Consider the following 23431-nt stretch of genomic DNA (forward strand, 5'->3'; position numbering starts at 1 on the left):
AGTCAATGCCCCTTGTGATGGCTATCAGCATCGCCACCGTGGGCGGCAGATAGAGGACGGGCAGGTGTTCGCAGATGGCCAGGCCCACCGTGGCTAAGCGCGTCGCCTTCGTGATTTTGGGGTCCTTTACGTACCAGGCGCATCATGTAGCCCAAGCCGGTTCCGAAAAGCGCGAAATAAACCAGGACAAACAGCACTAAGGTAATGCTCATCTGCGCCACGCTATGGTTCGACGAAGCATCGGCAGTGCGCAGCAGTCCATACACTACCCAAGGCTGACGACCGATTTCAGTGGTAAACCAGCCGGCCAATAGGGCGATCAGCCCTGACGGCCCCATAAGCATCAGGAAGTATAAGAACGAGCGGCACCGGTAGAGCGTGCCGCGCTTTCGCAACCATAGACTCCACAGTCCAGTGAAAATCATCAGCATTCCCAAGCCAACCATGATACGGAACGACCAGAACACGATAGTCGAGTTGGGGCGATCCTCCGGCGCAAAGGATGCCAAGGCAGGAATCTGACGATCCAGGCTGTGGGTAAGGATCAAACTGCCCAAGTAGGGAATCTCGACGGAAAACCGGGTCTTCTCAGCCTTCATATCGGGCCAGCCAAACAGGATCAACGGCGTCGGCTCATTGCCCACGTTTTCCCAGTGGCCCTCTATTGCCGCAATTTTTGCCGGCTGATGCTCCAAAGTGTTCAACCCGTGAGCATCGCCCACCACGGCTTGTATCGGCGCCACAATCAACGCCATCCACATCGCCATTGATAACATTCGACGGACGGCCGGGTTATCGCGACCTCCCAACAGGTGCCAGGCTGCTGAAGCGCCGACAAAGAACGCCGTTGCCACGAAGGCAGCAATCGACATGTGCACCAGGCGGTAAGGAAAAGACGGATTGAAGATAATCTTCAGCCAGTCCATCGGAATCACTTGACCATGATCAATTTTGAAGCCCTGTGGGGTTTGCATCCAGCTATTAGAGGCGAGAATCCAGAACGAGGAAACCAAGGTGCCAACGGCCACCATCACGGTAGAAAAGAAATGTAGGCCACGGCCGACTCTACTCCAACCAAAAAGCATCACACCCAAGAATCCAGCTTCAAGAAAGAAAGCCGTCAGTACCTCGTAGGTCAGTAGGGTCCCCGTTATAGGGCCGGCGAAATACGAAAATCTGCTCCAATTGGTACCGAACTCATACGCCATGACCAATCCTGACACCACACCCATACCGAAGTTGACTGCGAAGATTTTGATCCAAAAGTGGTATAAGGTCCGATAGGTATTGTCATGCGTCCTCAACCAAAGACCTTCCAACACTGCTAGATAAGCAGCCAGCCCGACGGTAACTGCCGGGAACAGGATGTGGAATGAAACGGTGAAAGCGAACTGCATTCGCGCGAGGTCAAGAGCTTGAAGATCGAACATATCGTGGCCTCCTAATGGCAATTTCGTATCAATAGAGGAAGCGTCTTGTCAGTGTCGACTCACCAAGGCACCGCCCCCCTCGGGATTTCGCTTGAAGCGCGAGAAATTTTTCTGCTGATGCCGAACGTTGCGCAACTGACGCGCTGGGTGATTTCCCAGTCCACGGGCGACAAAACCTTGCCGTATTTCGATCCGTTGGATGGCGGCGTCTACGCCAAAATATTGATATTGCTAGAGTCACCCGCGCGAACGGTCAGTCGTGCACGGTATGTCTCACGAGACAATCCGGGGCCTGCACAACGCAACCTCAAAAGTTTCATGGAACAGGTTGGGTTGGAACGCCGAGAGACCGTTATCTGGAATCTATATCCTTGGCTGCCCGATCTTGAAAAGCCCAAGGCGTCGCTCCGCAGGGCGCAAATTGAGGAGGGAATTGAGAAGCTAATCACGCTGCTTCCGCATTTTCCTGATCTCGCGACTGTCGTATTTGCCGGACGTGTCGCTCAGCAGGCGATGCTGCGGGTTCGACACGCCTTTCCCGATATCTCATTGCTCGAGATGCCACACCCCAGCCCGCTTTCTGTTTGCACTCACCCGAGTGTTCGGCAACGCATCCTATCCACGCTGCGTGACGCCAAACAGTCGATTGAGTAGCCAAAGGTTCAGGGTTTGCTCATCTTGTTCAGCGAGGCGATGCAGGGCGAGATGAACAAGTTGCCGCGATACGCGCCTACCAAAGTTTTGGCCGCGACGATGATCCACATGATCGCAAGCAGCAATACCAGTACCACGCCCACAAAATTGAAGAACGCGAGGTGCAACATGGAGCCCAATTTAAGGGTAGTCACCGCATACACGCCTAGCGGAAAGGTGAAACCCCACCAGCCGAGGTTGAAAGGAATACCCTCCCTGAAGTAGCGACCGGTAATCAGCAGCGCCAAAACCATCCACCACAATCCAAGCCCCCAAAACAGCACACCACCGATCAAGCCAATGCCCTCGGCAACGCCTCCGATGCCGGCCATTCCATGAGCGGCGAAGATCGCCGGAGCGTCGCTGCCGAGTACCAGCATCCCCAACGCACCAGTACCAATGGGCCCTAATGAAAGCCAGCTCGATGCCGCCATGCTCTCATGAGGCAATTTATGCAATGCCATGCGCAGCAGCAGAATCACCAGAATACTCAAGGCAACGGGCACTGAGTATGCCCATAGCACGTAGCTGGTGATCAACAGGGTGAACTGTGCACTCGCATCAGCAAGGTGCGGCGCCAGTAGCCCACCACTGGCGGCGGCTACCTCGGCCGCAACCACAGGTAGCAGCCATACTGCTGTCATCTGGTCGATACTGTGCTGCTGGCGGGTAAACATCATGAACGGGATCAGAACCCCGCACGCCAACGCCATGGCGACATCGATCCACCACAGGACTTCAGCTAAAGCGACAACCCCATCCCCCCAGCGTGGCAAGCCATAAAGGAGAAATCCGTTGATGATTGTCGCCAGCCCCATGGGGATGGTTCCAAAAAACATCGACACGGTGGAGTGACCGAAGATCTGTTTGGCTTCATTAAAGAACAGGGCCCAGCGGCTTGCGTACAACACCGTAAAGAGGCAAAACAACGCGATATTGAAAAACCACAAGGCTTCACCTAACACTTTGGGCCACTGCGCGGCAAATGGCAGTTGGCCCAAAGCCAGAGCCAGAATCCCGGTGCCCATCGTGGCGGCGAACCAGTTAGGTGTGAACTGCCGGATCGCTTCTCGTGGATTGGACAATGCTGCCAGTGGATGGCTGCCGCCCATAATCGCTGCGAGTCGTGTATCACTCATTTTCGCGCTCCCGCTTCAGTGTTCATTCAATGTGACTTGCCTGAAGTATAGCTTGATGAGGTTAGCGGCTAAACGGATAGTATAGGTTTACGTTACCTGTTAAAGAGGTAGAAAATTGAAGTTAAGCCTACGTCAATTGCAAATCTTCTGCGCCATTGCGCAACAGGGCAGCACCACCAGCGCGGCCATCGCTGTGTCACTTTCGCAATCGGCCACCAGCGCCGCACTCAACGAGTTGGAAAGCGCCTTGGATACCCGGCTTTTCGATCGCGTAGGCAAACGCTTGGTGTTAAACAATAACGGCCAAGCATTACTGCCCCAGGCCAGAAGCATGCTTGAGAACGCGTTGCAGATAGAAAACAGCTTCCTTCCAGGGCATGCAGAGCTGAAGACTCGCTTGCGGGTAGGCTGTAGTACCACTATAGGCAACTATGTTTTGCCATTGATACTTGGCGAGTTACGCCAATCGGCTCCGCACCTGCGGGTCGATGTTGATATGGCCAACAGCATGGCTATCGCCCGGAAGGTCGCAGATTTCGAGATTGATATGGGACTGATTGAGGGACCGTGCCACTTGCCCGAACTGAGTGCCGAACCTTGGCTTGTAGATGAACTGCTCATTGTAGCGGGCCAACGTCACCCTTTAGCACTCAAGTCGCAGGTCACCCTTGATGACCTGCGTACTGCTGAGTGGCTTCTCCGCGAACCTGGCTCGGGCACTCGGGAGGAAGTCGAACAGTTGCTGTTGCGTCACCTGCACGACCTCGCTGAAACCCGCCAGATCGGCAGCTCAGAAGCCATCAAACACGTCCTTGCACAAGGCATCGGCATCAGTTGCCTGTCGAGCAGGGTCGTTCGGGATCTGCTGACTTCTCAAGACCTGATTGAACTGCCGCATGCGTTGCCTGGGCTGAGCCGGCGCTTTTTTCTGATCCGCCACCGGGAAAAATTCATCTCGTCCGGACTTGAACGGTTCTGGCAAAGTTGCACTCAGTTTGCGAGCCAAAGCTAACGAAATCTATTTGAAAAGTAGGTAACTACTACCACAACAACTTGTTTTCGGAATTTATCCCAAGCGCTTAAGGTCAACTCATTGTCTAGCAGCAATCAGCGAGCTGCATTTGCCAAGGCGCAATCTCACGCCTGGCTGCCCCTTGTGAGGAACCTCTGATGAATGTGATCAAGAAAACAGTGACTGCACTGGCGTTGGGTATCGCGCTCGCCGCATCAATGAGTGCGTCGGCAGCGGAAGATCGCTGGACCTTCGATGGTGATATTCATAACAACTCACTGGCTGTCAGCCCTGACGAATCGACAGCCGTAGTCTCCTACAGTCAGCGTCCTGACGTGGTGGTCTACGACTTGAAAACCGGCAAGGTTCGTCAGGTTCTCACCGGCTATATCACGCCACGCAACATTGTCTTTTCTCCAAACGGCGATGTGTTCTACCTTTCCGACAGCAGCTTAGGGGTCGTTCGTAAGATCGACACCAAAACATTAAAAGTCATCGCAGATCTTCCGTTAGGTGCAGGTGCTTTTGGTACCACGCTCAGCAAGGATGGGAGCCTGCTCTACGTCAACAACGAGGCCGCCAGCACCTTGTCGGTTATTGACCTTGATCACCAACGACCAGTAGCTGTGGTACCTGGCTTCTCCCAACCGCGCCAAGGCATCCGAGTAAGCCCTGACGGCAAAACCGTCTATGTCACCAACTTTCTTGGCGACAAAATCACCCTGGTCGACAGCAAGACCAATAAGATCGAAGGTGAGATCACTGGCTTCAACAAGTTGCGCGCCATCTCCATATCGGCCGACGGCAATACGCTGTACGCGGCTAACAGCGGCAGTAACAGCATCGCAGTTGTCGACACTCAAAAACGCGCTATCACAACCACCGTTATGGTGGGCAAAGACCCCTACGGTGCAGCCCTGACTCCAGACGGACTGCACGTCTACTCGGGTAACCTGGGTGACAACACCCTGTCAGTGATAGACACCAAAACGCTGAAAGTGACGACCACTGTGACCGGTTTGAAGGCACCCCGCCAGGCCATTGTCTTCACCAAAGACAAGTCGAAGGCTTATGTCCTCAACGAGGACCTGAGCATCTCCACCGTCGATCTCGCCAGCAACAAGGTGGTATCGACGCTCAAGGCTGACTGATCGAAACAACGCAGGCCTTCTCGAGGCCCTGCTGATACTCCACGACCTGGTGAATAATAATGAATGGAAGTGATGAGTTCTGGATGATGAATCGCCGTCGTTTACTCGGGTTGGCCACTAGCGCTGGTCTCGCTAGCCTGCTTCCGCGCCAAGCCCTTTCTGGAACGGACTTGGCGCAACTAGATAGGATCGAATCCGCAGAGTCCGAACGACGCCTTGTACGTTTTCCAGAGAAAACGGGACTGATTCTGATTACTGATCGTCCGCCGCAGTTGGAAACGCCGCTGCATTATTTTCGCCAGGACCTGACGCCTAACGAAGCCTATTTTGTTCGGTGGCATCTGTCGGGGTATCCAACTCAGGTCGATACGCGAACCTTTCGACTGCGTCTCGATGGCCAGGTTGCCAATCCTCAGTCTTTTTCTCTTGATGCCTTGGTCAACGAGTTCGAGCCCGTGACACTGGTGGCCATGAACCAATGTTCAGGCAATGCCAGAAGCTTGTTTGGTCCTAAACCTCCTGGTGGGCAATGGCAATTTGGCGCGATGGGAAATGCACAGTGGACAGGCGTTCGCCTCAAGGACCTCCTTGATCGTGCAGGTGTTAAAGCAGGAGCAGTCGAGGTGGCAATTTCTGGGCTGGATGAGTCGCCAATGCCAGGCTTGCCAAAGATCGTGAAGTCATTGAAGTTTGACCATGCCAATGATGGTGATGTGATGGTTGCATACGCAATGAATGGCGCACCACTGCCGATGCTCAATGGCTTTCCATTGCGCTTAGTGGTACCCGGTTGGTACGCGACTTACTGGATTAAATCATTGGCTCACATTGAGGTGCTAGATAAACCTTTAAGCAATATTTGGATGAACCAAGCCTACCGAATTCCTGATAATCCAGAGATCAACGAGGAGCCAGGAAACCTCTCCAAGAAAACGGTACCCATCAACCGCTTTGTCACTCACTCCGTATTCGTACGTCCAGAACCCGAAGAACTATTGCTTGTAAATCATCCATACATGCTAGAGGGCTTAGCCAATGATGGCGGCGATGGTATCGCTCGGGTTGAGGTTTCAGTTGACGGCGGGCGTACTTGGGCAGATGCGACGCTCGACCCCGAGATCGGCCGGTTCTCTTGGCGTCGGTGGCGCTTCGTATGGACCCCCCTTGACAAAGGCCGATACACGTTCAAGGTCCGCGCCACCAACCGCGCCGGGCAAGGTCAACTGACCACCCAGTGGAATCGGGGAGGCTATGCGCGCCGGGTTATCGAACAAACCACTGGAATGGTGGTGTGAGATGACGACATTTCTCCAGCCTAGAATGCTCTTTTTTGCCTTGATGTGTAGCCTACCTATTTGGATACCAAGCGCCTTTGCGGCCGAGGAACCGAAGGTCGATTTTGGTGCTCCCGTGCACTCAATCACTGTTCCCCACGACGAGCCCTACTTGCCGGACGGTCCGGGGCGCAGCGAATTTCTGGCACAATGCGTGATCTGCCATTCTCCTCGTTACGTTACCAACCAACCTGCATTTCCGCGTAAAACCTGGGCGGCTGAGGTCGCCAAAATGCGCGACGAATATGGAGCGCCCATCCCCGACGAAGCCGTACAACCAATCATCGATTATCTGATGTTCTTCAATGGCAAGGAGACACCATGAGTGATCCTGTTCGCGACACATCGGCCCATGGGATTTCCCGAACTGCATTGGCTATGTTGATTGGTGTATTGGCGCTCGGCACGTTGATATCTTGGAAGGTCATCGGCACCCACGGCGCCTCGGATATCACCCGACGAGGAGATGCTCTCCCGTCGCGAGTGGACTCAACAGATAAGGTCGAGTTGACCACTGCATTGGTCGGCGCAGGCGCAATTGTGGTCCAACAGCGTTGCGCAGGGTGTCATGACGCGACTCAACGTTCGGTAGGTCCTAGCTGGAATGCAGTCCTTGCACGATATAAATCTGTAATTGGGACGAAGCCGCTTAATCACGAAGCATTGGCTGTCATGGTCGCTGCCATTTCCCATCCCCAACCAGGATGGGATGGTTATTCTGCAGGGCCTACGGACATAACACTGACGCCGGAGGAGCGATCAGGAACGGCAGCATGGATTCTAAGCCGCTCCAAAACCGTTTCGTTGAAGGAGCTAAGCCATGAGTAGACTGATAGCTGGAACAGAGCATGCTCTAGACGCGAATCAACCCTCGGATATTTTGCCGCGCATTGATTACGATCTTATCAAAGCCCACGGTTATGCAGCAGTGATCACACTGTTTCTATCAGCTCTTGCGGGCCTGCTTGTTGCTCTGAAGCTGACAATGCCCGATCTGCTGAGTAGCCACGCAGCGCTGACCTGGGGTCGCCTGAGGTTCGATCACACACAAGGTATTTTTTTTGGTTGGCTTGCCAATGCTTTCTTTGCGTTCTGTTACCACATGGTCCCGCGCCTGGCTGATCGCCCGGTGTTCAGTCGCAGATTGGGCTGGGTCATTTTCTATATTTGGAATCTTGGTGTCCTTTTGCCCGGATGGTTACTTATTTCCCTCGGGCTCGATAGCCCATGGTTCGCAATACAGTCTTTAGAATGGGCGGAGTTCCCAATGATCGTGGACCTAGTGGTAGTACTCGGTCTGATTTTGGTATGTGCCCAATTCGCGGGGCCTTTCTTGCTTAAGCGGCAACGAGGAGGCTTGTATATTTCGGCTTGGTACCTGATCGGCGGAGCCGTATTTACGCTGCTTGCATATCCAGTAGGAAATTTCGCGCCTGCATTTATCCCCGGCGCGCAAGGTGCTGCATTCAGCGGGCTTTGGATTCACGACGCAGTGGGTTTGTTCGTTACGCCATTTGTACTTGCGATCTCTTACTACATTATTCCGGCCGCCACCAATCGACCTATCTATAGCCACTTTTTGTCAATGATCGGTTTCTGGTTTCTATTCTTTTTTTATCCGCTCAATGGCACTCACCATTACGTCTATTCGGCTATCCCCATGGACGCGCAGAAGGCGGCCATTATCGCCTCCGTGTATTTGGGCATGGACGTGATACTAGTTGTATTCAACCAACTGATGTCACTGCGAGGCCAAGCTTCGACAGTCGCAAGCGATGTCCCTCTGAGGTTTGTCTGGACGGGCACGGTGTTCTATTTAATCGTCAGTTTGCAGGGCGCGTTCCAGGCTCTGATGCCGGTCAACCGATTGACTCACTTTTCCGATTGGGTAATTGGCCATTCGCATCTCGCGATGCTGGGTTTTGCAACCTTCGTTGCCGCTGGCGGGATTGCCCATGCCTGGCAGCGTATACCAAACAACCGCTACAGCGCAGCGGCGATGAATTGGGCTTACTGGCTGATAACTATCGGCCTACTGGCCATGTTCACCACACTAACGGCCGGCGGTTTGGTACAGGCACAAATATGGGAAACCACCGCGCCGTGGATGGACTCTGTACGCGCATCTCTGGCGTACTGGTGGATCAGAGACCTAAGCGGATTGCCGATTCTGGCAGGCTTCATCGCGTTTTTCCTGGGCCTAACTACAGGAGCCCGAAACAACGGTGCTGCCGTAAGTACCTCTCCCGTCATTCACCCTACGTTAGCGGGAGTTTAAGGTATGCAAACGGTTACCAAGCATCGCCTGTTCAATAGCGCCTATCTGATCATATTTGTAGCCGGTATCGGCTTCTTTATCTTGTCGTTTATGCTGCTCGGGATATTGCCTGGGAAGCAACTGCAAAAGGAAATCGAGGCCCGTGCACCTGCCAACATGCAACAGTATTCCGCGAAAGAAGAACGAGGGCGCATTGTATATGCCCGCGAAGGGTGCGGTTATTGTCATACTCAACAAGTACGATTCGTAGCTCAGGACGTCAGTCGCTGGGGGGCGCCCACTGAAGCATGGGAAACGAAATACGACTACCCACAACTCTGGGGGACTCGCCGCATTGGTCCTGATTTAGCTCGGGAAACCGAGGTACGAAGTAATGATTGGCATCTGACCCACCTATTCAATCCTCGATATGTCGTTCGTGACTCTGTAATGCCTGGCTATCCCTGGTTGTTTAAAGGTGATGCCAACAAACCGACATCGGATGGAATTGACCTCGTTGCCTACTTACAGACGCTTGGTAGAGCTAGAAAAGTTTCGGGTTATGACGATCCGCTTCAGGCGCAGGTTGACGCTCAACAATCAACCCAGAAGAGCAGTAACGCGATGTCGCACGACAGCATGGCAGATGAAGAAATGTCGGCGTCACTCAATGTAAGCCAAGATGCAATCGCCGCGCGACCTCGCTTGGATGGGCCAGTGCCTGGCTTTGTGATACCTACTAACGCAAATGACCGCTCGATCGCATTACGTCTGGGACAAGCGGCTTTCGCGGAGAACTGCGCCGGGTGCCATGGTCCGAGTGGAACAGGTGATGGCTTAGCGGCGCCGACGTTGCTGCCACGTCCGGCTAACCTGCGCGATGCACAATTTACAACCCGGCATTTAGCCGATGTTTTGTGGAACGGCAGGCCCGGGACAGCAATGCCCGCTTGGAGAGACCTTGATAACTCAACGCTGGTGGCACTCACGCTTTATGTGCAAAGCCTGCATACAGCGGACGAGCGCGCCTTGCCGTCTAGCGACGTAGCGCTTGGGCAGTCTCTATTTTCCACCAATTGTGCTAGCTGCCACGGTGCCAGTGGCCAGGGCAATGGGCCTGCATCTCGCGGGCTCTCCCCACGCCCCGCGAACTTCTGGGAGAAGAAAGGCAACACGGCGTATCTGGAGAACGTCTTGCGTGAAGGCATACCAGGTACGGCAATGCCTCCCTGGAAAGCAGTGCTCTCGGACGAACAACGAACTGCTGTAGTTACCTATTTGCGTACGCTATACCAACCTACCGAGCAGGAGTGAATCATGTTTGCTTCAATGGTAATTGTGATGACCCTGATCGTTTCTGCATTCGTTGTAGCTTGGTGGGTCAGCCCTGAACTTCGGCTGTGGAGTGAGGCGCCCAAGCTCGTGATGCTTGAGCGTGAACGTCGTTTTGCTCAAATAAGAACGCCATTGGATCAACAGGGGGGGAAAGATCAGGGTTCCGGTAAAACATAATATTGGGAAGTTTTTTACGGAACTGGAATAGAACTGTCTGGCGTTCGTCTACTGTCTGGTCGCGTACTATTTCAAATAGCAGGCGAGCCTACAAAAATTCACAAAAACCAAAGGAATACGTATGTTCAAAAAAATGATCCTCACCGCTGCTGTTGCCGTCTGCTGCATATCTGGTTTTGCGTTCGCCGACGCGCCAGTCAAGGTTGCTGAAACAGACAAGGGAAAAGTACTCGTAGACGCGAAAGGAATGACTCTGTACACGTTCGGTAAGGACACCTCGGGCAAGTCGGTCTGCACTGGGCCATGCGCTGCAAACTGGCCACCTCTGGCAGTGTCGGCAAACGCCAAAGCGGATCATGATTATTCTGTCGTCACTCGAGACGATGGCACAAAACAATGGGCTTACAAAGGCATGCCACTTTACAGCTGGGTCAAAGATACCAAGCCAGGGGATACAACCGGCGACGGTGTCAACCAAGTCTGGCACGTTGCTAAACCGTAACCTCATTAATTAACAGGCTAGCATGCGCCCTGGCTTTGTCAGTGGCGCAAACTAGAAGTTTAACTACCTGATAGTTCCGCCAACGTGCGGCCGCTGCGCCTCACAAAGCATGATGGATCAGATCAACGTAAAATGGGGCCGAGGCACCGTACGCTCTTGAGATGTTCCCATAACGCCATACTGGGGTATGAAGCGCCAGATGCTAAGCCCCATTTGCACAACCCAGCTGGATCACCTCTGGACTGTTAAATTTAAATAGGGCTAGCACTGGGGCTGGGACTTACTAAAGGTTTCAACCCTCAGATCTGATTAAGGTAGGATGATTCAAAGAGCATAGCAAAAATCTTAATCCCGCCAATTATACATTATTGAAAAAACAGGTGATTGCGTTGCATTTGACCAACTGCTTGCATTCAATTTGACCAATTGCATTCGTATTGCCCACCTGGATAAACACCGGATCCTATTGCAACCGTTTGCGACTTTTGATCCTTCGCATTGATTCGCCTTTCAGTTCTATAACGTGGGACTTGTGAACGATACGGTCAAGAATTGCATCGGCAATCGTGGGGTCGGAGAACAGGTCATACCATTTTTCTTTAGGGTACTGACTTGTAATCAACAATGAGCCGTTCTGTGACTGCTCGTCGATAACGTCCAGGAGGAACGGGCCCAACTGGGCGTCAATGCCACCGATGCCCAAATCATCTATGACTAATAATTCTGCGCGGATCAAATGCCGACGTAGTTTAGGCGTGGTGTGGTCAGCGTAAGAAAGTGAGATTTCTTCAAAAAGCTTCGTGGCAGTGCGATACAGCGTCGCTCGCCCAAGGCGGCAGGCTTGGTTTCCGAGTGCGCAAGCGAGCCAGGTTTTGCCAGTGCCCGTAGCGCCCGTGATGATCACATTCTGACGTCGCGCTAACCACTCGCACTCACCAAGGGACATGACCGTATTGCGGTCTATGCCTCGAGACGCCTTGAATTCAATGCTGTCTATTGTGGCTTCATTCTCACGAAGCCTTGCGTTCTTTAGCAAACGTCCAACCTTTCTGCTCTCACGCTCGCTATTTTCGGCATCCATCATTAAACCAAGCCTTGTTTCGAATGGTTCTTTCAGCAGCGCCGGTGTTTCAAGCTGACGCTCGTAGGCTGCTGCCATCCCGTGCAGACCAAGAGACATAAGGTTTTGGGCAGTATCGAGGATTGACTTCATAGCGGCTCATCTCCCTGTGAGGCGTAGTATTCAGCACCACGTATGTTGGCGTGTTCGACCAAGGGGGCGGATCTTCGGTAGTTGGGGCGCAGGTCAGATTCGTTCCGAAGGATCGAACGCAGCCGCTCAGAACTTAGGATGTTCAAGCTATTCGCATAGCCGCACGCGGACTCAAGGCGTGACGGTGTGATTGCCCCTTTGCGAACGTCACGTTTCAGGCCAACAACGACCTTCAAACCGGTCGAGAAATCTTTCCGCAGGTTGAGGTTGTCCTTCACGAAACGGAGCGTTTCCGGCCCAATAGTCTCAGCCCAGACAATCAGAGCTTCCGGCTGGGAGTCCTGGAAATATCTGTGATTCGGGGCCAAGTGCTCTTTGAGAGTGCTAGTGCCCCGCTGACGATTGAGCTTGTGCGAGCCGATGAGACGGCGCTGATGAATGATTTCGAGCCAATCGTCTCGCACGCGCAAATCGACAAGAAGATTCGCGAAGTGGTAAGGAACCGAGTAGCTGTGCTCTTCAAATTGTACGTGGTAGTCGCTGCCTACCCTAACCTGATACACCCACTTGCTGTAGCTGTACTTATGTTCTGGGAGCGGCTTGAGGGCTGGATAGTCAAGCTCAAGGAAGCGGCTGGTTCGGCTCTTAGGGTACGTTCGAGTGATTCGACTGTTTAGCTCATCAACCCAGTAGCTGATTTTCTCGTTGAGCTCTTCTAAGGAAAAAAAGGTGCTCGCTCTCAGCCTTGCGAGAACGAATCTTTGTACCAGTTGAACAGCAATCTCACCTAGCGACTTGTCTTGCGGTTTACGCGGTCTGGCGGGGTAAATTTGAAATCCGTAGTGCTCAGAAAACTCGGCGTAGGCACGATTTAGGGTCACCACATCTCTCGTGTTTTTCGTCACTGCTGACTTCAAATTATCAGGCACAACGAACCGTGGAACCCCGTCGAAGAACTCCAGGGCCAGAATGTTGCATCTGAGCCAGTCTGGGATCGTTTGACTTCTCACGGCGGTGGCAAAAATGTATCCCGAGGCACCTAGCGTTGCCACGAACACCTGAGCTTGGCTGATTGCTCCAGTATCCGGGTTGGTCACAGGCATTGTCCTGCCACAAAAGTCCACGAAGCACTTGTCTCCGGGGAGGTGAGTCTGTCGCATGCTCAGCTTTTGCCTATTGACCCATTCACGATAAATCCGTGTGAACTGAGCATAAGACACGCCTTCTGGCTCGCTTGTACGAAACTCTTGCCATAGGAGTTCCAAGGTGATGTCAGGAAGTTTTAGCTGTTCATGGATGGCAGGCCATGACGGGTAAGCCTTCCTTTGAGATGAGACTTTTGGCTGGGTATGCAGACGCTCCGCCAGCGCTTTGTCGTCAAGGTGCTTCAGTTCTTCCCAGCTTTGTCCACACTGTGCCAACTGATCCCGAATGGTGCGAACAGTGTTATGGGACACTTTGGCTAATAGGCCAATAGCCCTATTCGACAGCTTGGGGTCGCTCGTAAGGCGTAGCACCTCGCGCTGCGTACTTATTGGCAGCCTCATATGTTCTCCTCGCGACAGGTGTGTGAACACCTCACAGGTCGCGCCGTGTGAAAATTGCAGACAAACGGAATGTGATCGACTTGACGCCGAACGCGAGGGAACACAGAATGACGGCGCGTAGGGCTGAAACCTAACACCATCAAAAAAGCCTAGGGCTCCACCCCTGGGCTTTTTTGTGCTCCAAATCCACCGGCTAGCTCCTATCCTGATCTCATTGTGATACTCCTCATATGCTTAGTTCATACGGCCTGCTGCCGTGCGCAGCGCTGCGTAGCAATCCACCAAGCGACCTCTTTGGACAGAGCAAAGAACCCCCGACGATTAGGCACTTCAAATAGCGGCACCTCAATTGTCCCTCGCTGTTTAGCTTTACGAAACGCGTCGTACGATGTGTAACCCAACTCTCTCCACAGCGCGCTGCCACCCACCATCAGGCCATATCGCTGTTTGAGGTCGAGCTCTAATTCGAATGACAGAAATTGGATTTCAAGGGGCTCGCGCATCGCACTTAATGTCCGGTTTGGTCACAGTTGATAGTAATAAACCGCCCCCTTGCGCTCCAGCCGTAAGACTTCTACATTTTTTACGGTACAAAGATCGTTCGGGGATTTTTAAGTGTCTGATTTTAAGAGAATTGCAAACATTTATTCGGAGTTCGCAGGCAGCTTGCGCGAACAAATTCCGGAAAATAGCCGCCCCCGAAGCAACACAGTGGAAATGCTCGCAGTGGGCTACTGGTTCGAAGGACTGAGGCAGCGGACAGGCCTCAAAACTGCCTATGCCCTTGAGCTGTATTTCGAAAAAGAGTCATTTCGAAGAAATACGAATGGCACGATCCGGCATTACCGAAGCAAGTGGTCTAGGTACGAACAGAAAATGATCTCCCCCAAGGCCAAGACCTTGAGTAGGGTGGAACTGCTAGCACCTGGATCGTCCCGCGACCTGAATCATCCCATATGGACTTTGATGAAGCTGATCTCCCGGCAACAGAAAATCAGCTTCGACAGCTACTTCCGTGCGTTAAATACCGATGTCCAACTGGTGCTTTATCGCAGCACCAGCAACATGATTTGGGACAGTGTTCAGCGCGAACCAATCACTCAAGTTCTACTCGAAAAACTCGAACGCAGGGCAAGCTTGGATGCCCTCGCTGCGTTGATCGCGATAGTGGTCGAAGCAGATCTCCTAGGTCGAAAAACCGTTGCTATCAAGGCAGCAGGCACCTTGCACAAAGTACTTCTGATGCTGGCAATGGAGCTTCAAGCGCGCGGTGTTGCCGTTGGCCTAATCGATTGGCTCGTGTTCAACGTCCTACCCCTTGGAGTGCCTGCCCATCTGCATATCTGGATGAGCAGCGCTGACTACATCCACGCGTCGGCGCATTTGAACACCATGGTTTACCAGCATCCGGAAAGGCGCGGAAAAGCCCTACCTTGGAAGCTTCGTAATAAGCTGATGTGCAAGCTGCTTGCCGGGGACATGGGAATTGACGTTTTGCACGCAATGCGCCCTCAGTTCGAGTTGCGGACGGACATAGGGGAAATTGCGGCCGAGCTGGTCGAGGAGTTTAAGAAGACGTCGGCACTGAGAACTTGGGGATGGATGTGCATCATCGATGGCGCGCCACAGACAGTGCCACCAGTACCGCTGCTTTAGCCTTTCAAATGACTCGCTAGGCGAGTGGTCAAGTCCAATGCAAATGCCTGGTCACTTCCGATGCAAACGACTGGTCAAGTCGAATGCAAATGGCTGGTCAAATGGGTTGCAATTTCCCAGCACCCATCAGGATCGGAAACTGGCCACTTCACTGCGATGGCTTGTTCGCCAACGGGTATCTCGATGATCGCCGATGCCTCCGACGGCCGCTTAGGCGGAGCCTTCAACGGGACAAACGCAGGCAACGCGGCAACTGAGGTATGCCGGTAAAGCGGCAGCCATTTACGAATGACGTTGGCGTTGATGCCGTGAGCGATGGCAACGCTTGAAACGGTGGCCCCGGGCTGAAGGCATTCCTGAACGACCTGGGCTTTGAACGGTTTGGGATAAGAGCTTCGTTGGCGCATGGAAATCCTGGCGATTAAGGGTGATCGCGTCCGCTTAAAAATACGCGGACACCATCGCCCTTAATGCTGGAGTTTTGAAGGTGACATGGCCGGACGCTTACTTCCGGCTTACACACCACCTTCAACAAAGCGCCAAGGTTAGGGAAGCCCAAAGAAAATCCGGGCTCTGACCAGTTCCCTTCGAGAAGTTGACAAACCTAAAAACTCGATCCATCTGGAAACTAGTCATCGCGAGTCAGAAATCTCAATGCTCCTCGGATTTGGTTTGACCATGGATCGGGGATAAGTAATAGATCGCGTTTAATCTCTAAAATTCGCTGTCCCCCACCAGCTTGTTCTGCGATACGATGAAGTATCTTGTCGAGATCTCCTGCACGTGCGGCAGCCAGCGCTATGTCCGTAGCGCGCCAATTTGAATGCATGAATGCATCTACCAAGTGATGTCGGGCAGTTTTGCATTTGTCCCAATCTACGAAAAGAAAGAACTTCAGGAAATCAGGTGCGTTATTGTCCTTCATCAACAGCTTGTAAACTGGAGGAAATGCAGCGGCTATCAGAGGCGAAACAGGATCGTGTCTCGCTTGTAGTAGGAATGGCATTAACGCCGCAGAAGCATCGAGAAATCCGCGTTGGTAGCGGGTCCCAGAATCCCAAAGCAAGTTGGCCGCGTCCGATACTGCCGACTCCGGATAATCAATTCGCCCTCTCGCGATAATTGCCGTAGCAAGTTCGGGAATTGCCGACATTATGCGCTGGCGAACTTCACTCGACGAGCGATTGAAGGCTGATAAATGCGCAGCAAATACCTCAGCCGATGCCTTCCTGTTCAGCCCAACGAAGATAGCTCTGCGCCCGTCCAGGCAATCACCAGCAGTCTGAAGCAGCAATTCCAACGCAGCACTGTCAACCTCACCCGCTTCGCGCCCCAGAACGACCTCCACCGCGCGCGATGCCAGCCTTGCGACGTCATCACCACCTGCATAGGGCAGCAGACGCAGCGTCATATCGATCGTTAAAGACGCAGATAGAACATTGGCGCCCAAGACCCGTTTAACAGTATCGACGTTTCCACCAGGATCCTTCATCAGCAGGTCGAACACATCAGTTTCGTTGACACCTCCAACCATGGACTTTAGTTGACTTGAACTGGCTGACTGCAGCAATCGGCATACATAGTGAAGCCGTCTCTGATCCGTGATCAAACTATGAGTCATTACCCATTCGAGGTCTTCCCTGACTGGAGCTATAAGATGAGTAAGGAGCGCATCGGCTCCAGCGCTCTCTGGAAAACTAACGGTCAGGGTGCGTAACGGTGATAGCGCGCCTATTTCCTTTGCCCTTTCGGCCAGAGGCCGGTGCAGGCTCTCAGCAGCGAGACTGTTTGCCTCAAAGAGTAGGCTGGTCTCTGCCAACAGTTCCTCTTCATCAAGTTCAGCGATCAAGGGTCGTGCAGCCGGAGCATATAGCTCTTCGACTAAGTACTTCAAAATACGCCGCGTCGCTAAATCACGAGTTGATTTCGACGCGTCAGCGATGGCCGACGCAAGCGGTTCTGAGAGGCTCGGAAATTCTTTTAGGGCCACTTTAGAGAGCGGGGAGCTTAGCAATAGGAGTTGAAGTACATTCGCCGGCTGAAGCGCGGCAATCCCTTCAGCAACATCAGCGTCAAACCGCTGGGCTAGTCCATCTCCAATCGCACCAATGAGCAGCTTACGACCTCGACCATTAGCAAGCATTTCGACACTGCGAATAGCCTCACTCGGGGACTTCGTGGCTAAGTTCATCGCCGCATTGCGGATAGCCTTGGCCGATGAAAGTTTTAGCCGTACGCCATTCAGCTTTTCCGTAAGGGCTAATAAAAAGCGCCACGCGTCGGTGGATGGGAGCGATTCAGCGGCACGTATTGCCGCATGACCGAGTTCCGGCTCAAGCCGCTTAATTGCCTTAATATTGCGAGGAGATCGGCTATTGGCGATGTCCAACAGCCCCAATGCTGCGTTCGGTGAAACTTCAAGCTTGTCGTACAGCTCGTTCCAGAGAAGAGAGATCCTCAAATCCGCCTCAGTTCCTCCTTGCGCTGTCGATAGCTCACCCAACACGTCGTCGCTCAGCAGAACAGGCGGCTGATCCTGAAATACACTCTGCACGATTTTTCGAGACCAGCGGTGACGGCCTTCAGCAGAATTGCGCCCATCAATGCGACGGCCCGGCCAATCGCTGAAGCGAGACCTGGCATCCTTAGGTGCGAACACCAGGTCAAAGCTCATGCTGCCGATGGACCGAGGTGATAGAGCAAAAGTGGAGACAGCGAACCTTGTTCGCAAGGAAGGCCATAACGCTGTCAGAAGCCGAAGCGTAATTCCTTCCGGCTTAGAGGCGTCGAAAACGACAATCGATTTACGATCCTCAAGGAACAACGCTTCGACCAACTCGATGCATTGAGCGGCGTCCACTGGCGCAAACGTACCAGTTTCTCTAGCAAGATGAACCCGCTTAGCGGGCGCGGTGGGACCTTCGTGAGTAAGTGATCTAGCCAGTGCTAGGACATCAACGCTGCTAGTCCAATCCAGCATCGGAATGAAATAACTGCGGGTTCGAACACAACCCGCTCTCGGCGCATCCAAGTCCTGCCACGTTCGTGCAATGACGTAGTACGATCCCGAGGGAAGTGGATAGCAGGTGAGGTAGGGTTCAAAATGCTCGCCAGGTCGAAGCGGTCCGGCCACGTCAGATAGACGATCAACCAAATCCTGATCGGTCTTGGACAGCTTGGCCGAGGAAGAGAGGAGCTGGTGCCCGTTTCGGTAGCCATGTAGCTGCTGATCTAAAATTGTCATGATTCCATTAGACGCCGATGGCCCAAGCTACAGGTATTGTGACATCAGCATCTTGATACCAGGCGCCATCACGCTCGAGAGTAACAGAACCACTCTCAGCCATGATCATACTCTGATACTTTTCCTGAAACTCAAGATCGTACTGCAGATCACCGCCCACGATGGTGACCCCGTAAACTCGCGCCTCGACTCGCTGAACATCCTCCAGCGCCCCTGCAAACAATGGAAATTGTCTACGTAAATAGGCCTGTGGACCAGCTTCTTGGCTGGCAGCGTCTAACTTATCCCATGCAGTTACAACAACAGCCACTCGTGGTTTCTCACCACCAGGTCTAACAGAGAGACGTTGCTGCAAGAGACGTAAGAGTTCGCAGAGAATCACTTGCGTAGGCAGCTCTACCTCCTCGTTCCCCTCTCCGATGAAGCTAAGGGCACCTCGTGTGGCCACCCAGTCTAGCGGCTGCACGTTCAGGGGCGACAGTACTCGCACAAAGAGCAGAGCACCCTCAGCGCTCTCCAACGTGTCCAACCATTCACGTGGGATGTCTGAGTTTTTCACCGCGTCTCGCCAGAGCTCACCTGTGAAATCCGGGACGATTAATTCAGTAGGGTTATTACTCTGCTCGAGTTTGAGCGGTACACAAAAATCCTGGCGCTCAGTATTGGTATCCGTTCGACCAGCGAATTCTCCTTGAAGCAAGTTTTCGCATATGCTTTCGACATACTCAATATTTTGCGGCATGCCTGCGCGTTTCAGTTGCCCTTTACCAGCTTTCAGCGCGGCCCAAAGCCTCCCGACGTAATTACTCTTGCCGGAGTCAGGCCCACCTACAAGAATTATAGACTTCCGGTTCATAAATCCTTTCCGAAGTTGAGAAACGCCCGATGCGAATGCGAAACTTGGTCCACAGGCCATGGATCTGGAGCTTGCTCTGAGGGTTTAAGCGACAGACTAATTAGCTCAGCGAAACCAGAACCCGGTGCTACTTCGTGGCTCTCAGAAAAAGATGCGATCGAAGCGAGTTCAATCTTAAAACCAAATTCTCCCCCCGAGTCCTGCACGCGTTTTAATACCTGCTCAGGGATGCTTCCGCTGTCTCGCCAACTGGCGACAAGAATTATTTTTGGCCGTGAGACTGGGAGCACTAAAGAAAGACGTTCGAATAGATTCGTCGTCCTATGGATGGCCAGTTCGCGAGTTTTACCGTCAAGGAAGTCTCGACCGTTCACCATAATCCAAAGGACCTCGGCGGCCTTGAGAAAGGCGAACCTTTCTGAATCACCATTATGAATCAGGCTCCGCGACCATTCGCCTGGAAGGTCAGGCATCAAGACATCGAATTTGTAAGCGTCCGAATTGCGCCGCAACCTTAGATGTAAAAAACCCGCCTGCCTGTCGTCAGGCAGTTCTGTATGGACCGTCATCTGTCGGGGAGGACTGCCATCATTCCAGCGTCGTGAGCCGCGGGAAATCTCCTCAAACGCCATGAGGGTCATGCTGTCTGCATAACTGAAGCCCTCAAGGGAGTCATGGGCCAGCTGCAAATAAAGACTTGCAATGCAGGCTGTCTTACCGGCGTCGGGTAGACCAACAATGCCGATCAGGTTGACGTATCTCTCGCTCATCAGCAGATCAGCCTCTGCTAGCCCAAGTGTGCCACTGCGTGGCAACTGAGCCTTGTTCGTCGGCGCATCTAGGACGGCCTCACCGAGACCAGAGCCTGCCTTATCTCCAGAGACCGCCCGCCCCTCATAATCGGTGCTCGTCTCATCCCTCAGGAGATCCAGATCATCAGTCAAAGACAACAACGCGTGATGAGCTGGGCACTCCTCAAGCGTGGCATAGCTCTGCATGCATACCCCAGTCTGTGAGTATGTGCATTCAGGGACTGTACACACTGGCTCGGTCATAGTCCGTTAGCCGTCCCTTTACGCAAATGCTGAATTGCCCCCTCCAGTAACGCGCGGGCGCCCCACTCCCAAGCGGTCTTCTTTTCATCCGAGGCGCAAGCATCAGTACTCCCGGTTTTAATCGCCGCCATAAGCGGAAATACTGCGGATTCATCAGCCTTAACCGAATCAAAATTTGTGGCTAATTTAGTACGGCGTTCACCTAAAAGCTCGATAAGCTCCATGAGTGACAACGGTTCGCCATTCTCAATATTACGCAGAACGATGTTGCGGTGAGCGTCCGCAGGAAGTCTTCTCAATTTGAGCGCCCCATCCAACCCGGCGGCGACGGCGCGAACTGCACCCGGCAAACTATCGAGCGGCTCGTCCAGCAACTCGCTCCGCCCGGAGAGGAGCCACCACATAAAGTCCAGCTCTTCACGGTCGAGTACAGCATTTTCACGCATCGCCGAGATCATTGGCTCTACGGCCTGGCTAAAGGCTTTATTGACTCTAGACGGCTGTGTTGAATCCTGACTGATGGACACGAGACCGATTGAAGGCACCGTCTGCCGCGCACGCGCGGCATCGGCAATTTTCAGCACATGTGTGCGGCTGGCTGTCAGCAAGTCTTGACGAAGGCGTTCAACCTTCTCCAATTCAAGAGGGCGCTGAAACGCAAGGGCTGACCAGAAGGCCGCCGCAAGAGCATCCACCGAAGTCCCGCCGCTTTTAGCAGTGACACTTTGAAAAACGTCGATTGCGGCGACTGCCAAAACCACCTTGATTTGCAGATCATCTGGATTAGCGGACCGAACAAATGAGACAGCATGCCGCTGAATTTTTTCTTCACCAATAGCTGCAATTTCATCGGGAAGACATGCGCTGGTGCCGAATGAGGAAGAAATACGACTCGCCGTACTAATGGCCAAATCCGGGGTGAGACTTTCAAACCACGCTTTGATTTCAGCTACAGCTTTTAATCGTTTCTCCACCAATCCGTCGTCAGTACCAGTATCAAAAATACGAGCATATTCGGCCATGTTGCTCATTGATTGTCCTTGTTGGTTTTACGCTTGGTGAGGGCTTCTTCCACCTTTTCGCGCAGTTGATCGAAACGATTCATTTTAGCGATATTTCGGAAAAGTTTACTTTCCGTCTCGTGAGTAAAATGATCCATATTTTCATTAGGTACGGCGTCAAGCCCCACCAAAATACGAAGTCGTTCGCCCTCTGTAAGATCGCGGAAGAAACGCAAATGGAGATTCTGATACTCCGTCTCATCAACGCGCGAGCTGCCGGTCATCTCTTCCTCTGGCGGTAAGATAATCTCGACCGACGCCGGCTCCACGTCCTGGCCTGTTTTGACCCTGGTGCCGATGGAAGGCCTTGTTGCCTTAAGAAAATTGGGCGAACCTAAAACGGTTCGTTGCCCATGCCCACCAAGACGCACATCGTCTGACTCGAACCGCTTCATGTCGTCGTTCCATGCTCGGGCGTACAGTGTCACGGCAAGAGCATCGTCGTTCTCATCCCAGTCAAACTGGATAATGTTGTAAGCATAAGTGTAGGTGTCATCGAAGCTATCAGGTGTCGTAGCTCCAGCAGCAAGCATCATGAGGTCGCGCCCAGGTTCTACGTTTTGGACATCTACTGCTGCCAGGTGCTCATGGCCGGAAATGAAAACTCGAGCTCGGCTTCTTAAGAACCTCTTGGTCTCAGCCGAGTCGGCGTACCAATCAAGGGGATGATGAGTTAGCACCACCAGCTCTTCGCCGATCGCCTCATTCATAACCCGCTGGCGGGCTCCCAGAAGCAAATTTCCCTTTTCGTCTTTACGCTTCGAACAAATCAAAGCGGAGTTTAGTCGGACAAAGCGAATCGCTCGTCCATCAGCGAGCTCCACCCTACGCTCTGCACTGCTATTGCCGCTGCAGTCGAGCGGACACTGGTAAGCGTCGGCGAAGCGTCGGTACTCTTCAAAGCGAAGATAAAGGACCTCTCTTGCCACCGCCTCTTCAAGAAAGTCATCCAGCTTCGCTTCACCTTCGTTACCGATCGCCGCGAGCATCATTTCAGTCAATCCTTTGATCTGATCTCGATCGACATCGTGATTTCCTGGGACCATTTGAATATCAGCCGCCGTACAACCAACCCGGGAGGCAAGTTCATCAAGCCACAATCCAGCTGCGTCATACTCATGACGTTTGCCCGCATATGCGATGTCTCCGGTCACTAAGATGCCCGAAGCCGTTCTGGTAGGTAGTGTTGCCACGTGTGCGGCCGCATCTTCGATCAACTGCCTGCGAGCGTCCTCGTTGACTATTCGAATGCTGCTAGCTTTTTCTTGTCCGAAGTGAATATCGGAGAGGTGGATAAATACGGCCGCCAAACTGAACTCCTTGTTTGCCTCACGCAACTGATGTGAAAGGGGCTGGAAGACTGTCCTTGCGCGCGACCTCGACCCTGGGCGGTACTTGCTTGTACCCAACAGAGCGGTAAAACGAGTCAGTCGACGCCGAAAAGGCCACTCAGGGAATAACGGGAAATGAATCGAAGCTAGCAAAATGCTATACCCACGTCCACCCGTGGTTGCTGCTGATGGTTGCGGCTCCCTGAGTGGGATCACGCTTGATCAGCCCTCTCCCCGTCACGCCACTGAAACCGCGTGATACCTAATGCCTCTGCCGGAACCTGAGCGATTGTCTGAATCACCTCAGCAGCAACCGAGACTATCACCCCGCCAATACCCATCCTCCGGTGCTCGCCTCGCGGACCTTCGATATGGGCAATACAGTTGACGAACGCACTTGTCACTTCAGAGCATTGCCTTGGCACGGGGAGCCTCCGG

23 protein-coding genes are annotated in these 23431 nt (G+C 53.0%); 12 read left to right on the forward strand and 11 right to left on the reverse strand.

Annotated elements, in window-relative coordinates:
• Positions 1-2: 2 nt before the first annotated feature.
• A complete protein-coding gene (locus tag K7431_RS11840) occupies positions 3-1430 on the reverse strand; it encodes a cytochrome ubiquinol oxidase subunit I (protein WP_012723163.1) in 1428 nt (475 codons plus the stop codon).
• A gap of 45 nt (positions 1431-1475) precedes the next feature.
• Here K7431_RS11840 and K7431_RS11845 point away from each other — a divergent pair, with 45 nt between their 5' ends.
• Positions 1476-2084 carry a uracil-DNA glycosylase gene (locus tag K7431_RS11845; RefSeq protein ID WP_012723162.1) on the forward strand — a complete coding sequence of 203 codons (609 nt, stop codon included), beginning with the start codon at positions 1476-1478 and terminating at the stop codon, positions 2082-2084.
• An 8-nt stretch (positions 2085-2092) separates the two neighbouring features.
• Here K7431_RS11845 and K7431_RS11850 read toward each other — a convergent pair whose 3' ends face one another.
• Positions 2093-3262, reverse strand: a complete 1170-nt coding sequence (locus tag K7431_RS11850; RefSeq protein WP_012723161.1) for a TDT family transporter — start codon at positions 3260-3262, stop codon at positions 2093-2095.
• Positions 3263-3377: 115 nt separating this feature from the next.
• On the opposite strand from K7431_RS11850, the gene K7431_RS11855 reads away from it, so the two are divergent.
• The 10 genes from K7431_RS11855 to K7431_RS31110 all read left to right on the forward strand — a co-directional run bounded on the left by K7431_RS11855 (position 3378) and on the right by K7431_RS31110 (position 11289).
• Positions 3378-4274, forward strand: a complete 897-nt coding sequence (locus K7431_RS11855) for a LysR family transcriptional regulator (protein ID WP_012723160.1) — start codon at positions 3378-3380, stop codon at positions 4272-4274.
• Positions 4275-4432: 158 nt separating this feature from the next.
• Complete coding sequence (locus tag K7431_RS11860; protein WP_012723159.1) at positions 4433-5425, forward strand: YVTN family beta-propeller repeat protein; 993 nt, start codon at positions 4433-4435, stop codon at positions 5423-5425.
• A gap of 59 nt (positions 5426-5484) precedes the next feature.
• On the forward strand, positions 5485-6720 hold the full coding sequence (locus tag K7431_RS11865; RefSeq protein ID WP_103388956.1) for a molybdopterin-dependent oxidoreductase: 1236 nt from the start codon (positions 5485-5487) through the stop codon (positions 6718-6720).
• A gap of 1 nt (position 6721) precedes the next feature.
• The gene (locus K7431_RS11870; protein WP_224265906.1) at positions 6722-7084 is read left to right on the forward strand and encodes a hypothetical protein; all 363 of its coding nucleotides are present in this window, start codon (positions 6722-6724) and stop codon (positions 7082-7084) included.
• On the forward strand, positions 7081-7587 hold the full coding sequence (locus tag K7431_RS11875; protein ID WP_012723156.1) for a c-type cytochrome: 507 nt from the start codon (positions 7081-7083) through the stop codon (positions 7585-7587). Before K7431_RS11870 ends, K7431_RS11875 begins: the two co-directional genes overlap by 4 nt.
• On the forward strand, positions 7580-9037 hold the full coding sequence (locus K7431_RS11880; RefSeq protein ID WP_046722265.1) for a cbb3-type cytochrome c oxidase subunit I: 1458 nt from the start codon (positions 7580-7582) through the stop codon (positions 9035-9037). Before K7431_RS11875 ends, K7431_RS11880 begins: the two co-directional genes overlap by 8 nt.
• Positions 9038-9040: 3 nt before the next feature.
• Complete coding sequence (locus K7431_RS11885) at positions 9041-10330, forward strand: cbb3-type cytochrome c oxidase subunit II (RefSeq protein WP_012723154.1); 1290 nt, start codon at positions 9041-9043, stop codon at positions 10328-10330.
• A gap of 3 nt (positions 10331-10333) precedes the next feature.
• On the forward strand, positions 10334-10528 hold the full coding sequence (locus tag K7431_RS11890; RefSeq protein ID WP_032657047.1) for a hypothetical protein: 195 nt from the start codon (positions 10334-10336) through the stop codon (positions 10526-10528).
• Between the two features lie 121 nt (positions 10529-10649).
• Positions 10650-11030: a COG4315 family predicted lipoprotein gene (locus K7431_RS11895; RefSeq protein WP_012723153.1), complete on the forward strand. Its 381-nt coding sequence runs from the start codon at positions 10650-10652 to the stop codon at positions 11028-11030.
• 169 nt (positions 11031-11199) lie between these two features.
• On the forward strand, positions 11200-11289 hold the full coding sequence (locus K7431_RS31110; protein ID WP_311138688.1) for a DUF4113 domain-containing protein: 90 nt from the start codon (positions 11200-11202) through the stop codon (positions 11287-11289).
• 204 nt (positions 11290-11493) lie between these two features.
• Here K7431_RS31110 and istB read toward each other — a convergent pair whose 3' ends face one another.
• The 3 genes from istB to K7431_RS11915 form a co-directional block, all read right to left on the reverse strand.
• A complete protein-coding gene (gene istB / locus K7431_RS11905) occupies positions 11494-12243 on the reverse strand; it encodes an IS21-like element helper ATPase IstB (protein WP_012723152.1) in 750 nt (249 codons plus the stop codon).
• Positions 12240-13790 carry an IS21 family transposase gene (istA, locus tag K7431_RS11910; RefSeq protein ID WP_032657045.1) on the reverse strand — a complete coding sequence of 517 codons (1551 nt, stop codon included), beginning with the start codon at positions 13788-13790 and terminating at the stop codon, positions 12240-12242. The genes istB and istA overlap by 4 nt, the downstream gene beginning before the upstream one ends.
• A gap of 239 nt (positions 13791-14029) precedes the next feature.
• The gene (locus tag K7431_RS11915) at positions 14030-14293 is read right to left on the reverse strand and encodes a hypothetical protein (RefSeq protein ID WP_012723150.1); all 264 of its coding nucleotides are present in this window, start codon (positions 14291-14293) and stop codon (positions 14030-14032) included.
• 112 nt (positions 14294-14405) lie between these two features.
• Here K7431_RS11915 and K7431_RS11920 point away from each other — a divergent pair, with 112 nt between their 5' ends.
• Positions 14406-15446, forward strand: a complete 1041-nt coding sequence (locus tag K7431_RS11920) for a hypothetical protein (RefSeq protein ID WP_012723149.1) — start codon at positions 14406-14408, stop codon at positions 15444-15446.
• Positions 15447-15520: 74 nt separating this feature from the next.
• On the opposite strand, the gene tnpA is transcribed toward K7431_RS11920, so the two are convergent.
• From tnpA to K7431_RS11950, 6 genes are all read right to left on the reverse strand, one after another.
• Entirely contained in the window at positions 15521-15853 is a 333-nt protein-coding gene (tnpA, locus tag K7431_RS11925; protein ID WP_012723148.1) for an IS66-like element accessory protein TnpA, read from the reverse strand.
• 221 nt (positions 15854-16074) lie between these two features.
• Positions 16075-18690, reverse strand: a complete 2616-nt coding sequence (locus K7431_RS11930) for a GAP1-N1 domain-containing protein (RefSeq protein WP_012723147.1) — start codon at positions 18688-18690, stop codon at positions 16075-16077.
• A gap of 7 nt (positions 18691-18697) precedes the next feature.
• Positions 18698-19546 carry a TRAFAC clade GTPase domain-containing protein gene (locus K7431_RS11935; protein ID WP_012723146.1) on the reverse strand — a complete coding sequence of 283 codons (849 nt, stop codon included), beginning with the start codon at positions 19544-19546 and terminating at the stop codon, positions 18698-18700.
• Positions 19543-20544, reverse strand: a complete 1002-nt coding sequence (locus tag K7431_RS11940; RefSeq protein WP_043205044.1) for a TRAFAC clade GTPase domain-containing protein — start codon at positions 20542-20544, stop codon at positions 19543-19545. The genes K7431_RS11935 and K7431_RS11940 overlap by 4 nt, the downstream gene beginning before the upstream one ends.
• 53 nt (positions 20545-20597) lie before the next feature.
• A complete protein-coding gene (locus K7431_RS11945) occupies positions 20598-21632 on the reverse strand; it encodes a GTPase-associated system all-helical protein GASH (protein ID WP_012723144.1) in 1035 nt (344 codons plus the stop codon).
• Positions 21629-22972 (reverse strand): metallophosphoesterase, encoded by a 1344-nt coding sequence (locus K7431_RS11950; RefSeq protein WP_043205043.1) that lies wholly within the window; start codon positions 22970-22972, stop codon positions 21629-21631. The genes K7431_RS11945 and K7431_RS11950 overlap by 4 nt, the downstream gene beginning before the upstream one ends.
• Between the last annotated feature and the right edge of the window lie 459 nt (positions 22973-23431).

It is taken from the genome of Pseudomonas fluorescens group sp., assembly GCF_020093335.1.
GTDB classification, from domain to species: Bacteria; Pseudomonadota; Gammaproteobacteria; order Pseudomonadales; family Pseudomonadaceae; genus Aquipseudomonas; species Aquipseudomonas petroselini.